At 59.7% G+C, this 2641-nt stretch carries 1 protein-coding gene and 2 pseudogenes; 2 read left to right on the top strand and 1 reads right to left on the bottom strand.

Annotation, left to right across the window (positions count from 1 at the left end):
* On the bottom strand, positions 1–1595 hold a 1595-nt coding region (locus tag ACXRVY_RS23400), incomplete at its 3' end, for an S-type pyocin domain-containing protein (RefSeq protein ID WP_458238360.1).
* A 387-nt stretch (positions 1596–1982) separates the two neighbouring features.
* Between ACXRVY_RS23400 and ACXRVY_RS23395 the strand changes: the two are divergent.
* Both ACXRVY_RS23395 and ACXRVY_RS23390 read left to right on the top strand, forming a co-directional pair.
* A pseudogene (locus tag ACXRVY_RS23395) lies at positions 1983–2201 on the top strand (hypothetical protein); the annotation flags it as partial.
* Positions 2198–2641: pseudogene (locus ACXRVY_RS23390) on the top strand (haloacid dehalogenase-like hydrolase); the annotation flags it as partial. The pseudogenes ACXRVY_RS23395 and ACXRVY_RS23390, both read left to right, overlap by 4 nt.

Here is a 2641-nt window from a genome sequence, read left to right as displayed (position 1 = left end):
GTATTGCTGGGTGTTTTGATACTGATTTGATCGAGATTGAAAGGATCAGACCAGAACCCCGGTCGCTCCTGGTAACGCAATTCGAACTCACGGTTTTCACCGGCCCATGTGCTTTTCGGCGCATAGGGGGCGTAACCTTGTTCGAGGCGTTTTTGGTTAACCTCGTCAAATTGCGAAACAATCTCGTGATGCTCTCCGAGCGTTCGCCACAACGCTTCGTCGAAGGCCTCGAACGACGTGAACTCCCGACCTCGAAACTGATCGCCGATCAGCGTCGGAATAGCGGCGCCTACAGGCTGTGTAGCGGCTTTCCACCAGTCTGTGGTAACTGGCTGACCTGTTCCCGTGACAACACCGGCGCCCATGGGCGGGGTATTGAAGGACAGATAGATCGGCTCCAGCCCCGGCACGCAAACGATGCAGTCCTGAATGCGCCAATCGACACCCGCCGGTATGCCCAAAGTCTGTGGTTGGGTGACAGCCAGGGGCTGCGGGTTCGGCACCTGCGCTTGAGGCGCCGAGTCTGGTGCGAATTCCACATAACGGGTCGGGGAACCGGGAACTTCAGCGGTGTACACGCCGGTCAACGGGTCCAGCGCTGCATTGACCACCGGTACCCGGGAGTCGATCTCGGCACCGGTGCTGGCGACAATGATCGCAGTGCCTTGGGCCTCGACTACTGGCTTTAAGCGGTACTCAACCGCCACCGAACCGCCCGCATCAGCGATGGCTTGCAACTCTCGACTGTCGTGAAGCTCCAGTGCGTGCGCCGGAACGGCAACCGCGTGAAACAGGCGAGCACGTTGTTCAGGCGTTAACTCTCCGTTGCCCAGTTCGGATGGATACGCTATCCCACCTACGAATATTGCGACTTGCGAAGTGGCAAGTGTTCCTGCTACTTCGCCCAACAGCACCACTGACCGGCTTACTGCGATTGCCAATGCATCGGCCGCCCCGGCGACCAATGCGCTGCCAGGAATAGCGAGTGTCGACACAGCAGGCACTGATGGATTGACCGCTAAACGGTAGGTGTTGGCCTGTTTCACCCGCTCTATGCGTATATCAGCGTCAGCCTGCTGCTTGAACCGCACCCGCGCATCACGCTGCTCGGCAACCTGTCGATGACGCTCCCAGATGCCTTCTCTTTCCCGCCAGGCAATGGTCTGCTCCGCGTGACGCACAGACAGCGTCGCAGACCGTTCCGTCAGTGCCTTGATCTGCGCCGATAACAACTGCGCTTCATGGGCCGCGTTGTAAGCGGTTTCCCAAGCCTGGTGGCCACTGTCGAGTGCATCGCCGAACTGGTCCAGCCGTGCCATGTAATCGCTGGTCGAACGGACGAGCGGATCGTGGCCATCGAATGAGCGGGCTAACGAACCCTGGGCATTGAATTCTGCAGCTTTACGGGCAATCAGCCCGTCGATTTCGATTTTTTCCCTGGTAATGAGATAGAGCTGCCAGCGCTCGCTCGGATTGATATCAGGTGGCCGTCGTGCAGCCAGGACTTCACCGTCAAGCGATGAGGCAAGCTGATCAGACCTTGCAGCAAARCTGCGATCTGCCTCGACCTTGAAGGCGCTTTGACGCTGGGCCATACCCTCAAGTTGTTGCTGCCGCGTTTGCAGGCGTGCCTGCTCTTGGGCCGCTTGGGCTCGGGCAATGGCTTCTGCCTGCTCTTTTGCCTGCCTGGCAGCATGCTCCAGCTTGGCCTGCCTCCTGAGCGCCCTGGTCCTGGCGCTGGGGCCACCGAAGTTGCCGGAGGCGCCCACACGGTTGCCGCCAAAACCACCACCGCTCCCACCGCCACCACCCGCGGCCGGCGGCCCCGACCTGATGACGACATCCCCAGTAGATCCATCGTGCAATGTTCGTTGTGCCATACAGTCTCTCCTTGTCTGTAGGGCACAGCTTGTCTACGGGGCAGCGATCAGGTGCGGTACATATTTATAGGATGCGATTGGTTTACGGGATCAATGAGCGATCGGATGGGCCGCGGCCTGAAACCGACCCGCCTCGGCCCGCGCCTGCAAACCTTCCTGCGGGCCTGTTCCTGTTACGGCCGTGAACCGGACAAAGATCAGGCGCTGCGCCAAATCAGGGAATCCTTGTCTACGCTGCATAGTCAGGCCGGGCGCAACAGGGAATCAGTCTCTTGTGCACTGCATCCGCTCAACCCCGTTCACGAGAAGGATTTCCCATGACGAATTCGATATCGCTGCGCCATCACCGAGCGTTCAGCTTCCTGCTGACCCTGGCCTTGAGCCTGCCGTTACTGGTTCAGGCGGCCGGGCCGCTACCCTCCTGGAACGATGGCCCGTCGAAAAAGCAGATCATCGAGTTCGTGCAGACGGTCACCGATCAAAACAGCAAGGACTTCGTAAAGCCCGAGGACCGCATTGCCGTGTTCGATAATGACGGCACTTTGTGGAGCGAGCAGCCGATGTACTTCGAGTTGCTGTTCGCCCTCGACGAAGTCAAGCGCACCGCGGCGCAGCACCCGGAATGGAAAACCACCCAGCCCTTCCAGGCGGTGCTGGAAAACGATCACAAGGCCCTGGCCGCCACTGGCATGGAAGGCCTGCTGAAGATTTTCGCAGCGACCCACTCCGGCATGACCACCGATGCCTTCGCTGACTACGCC

Source organism: Pseudomonas sp. P5_A2_2, from assembly GCF_054177685.1.
Note: the sequence above shows the minus strand (reverse complement) of the source record. Positions and strands in the feature narration are given on the sequence as shown.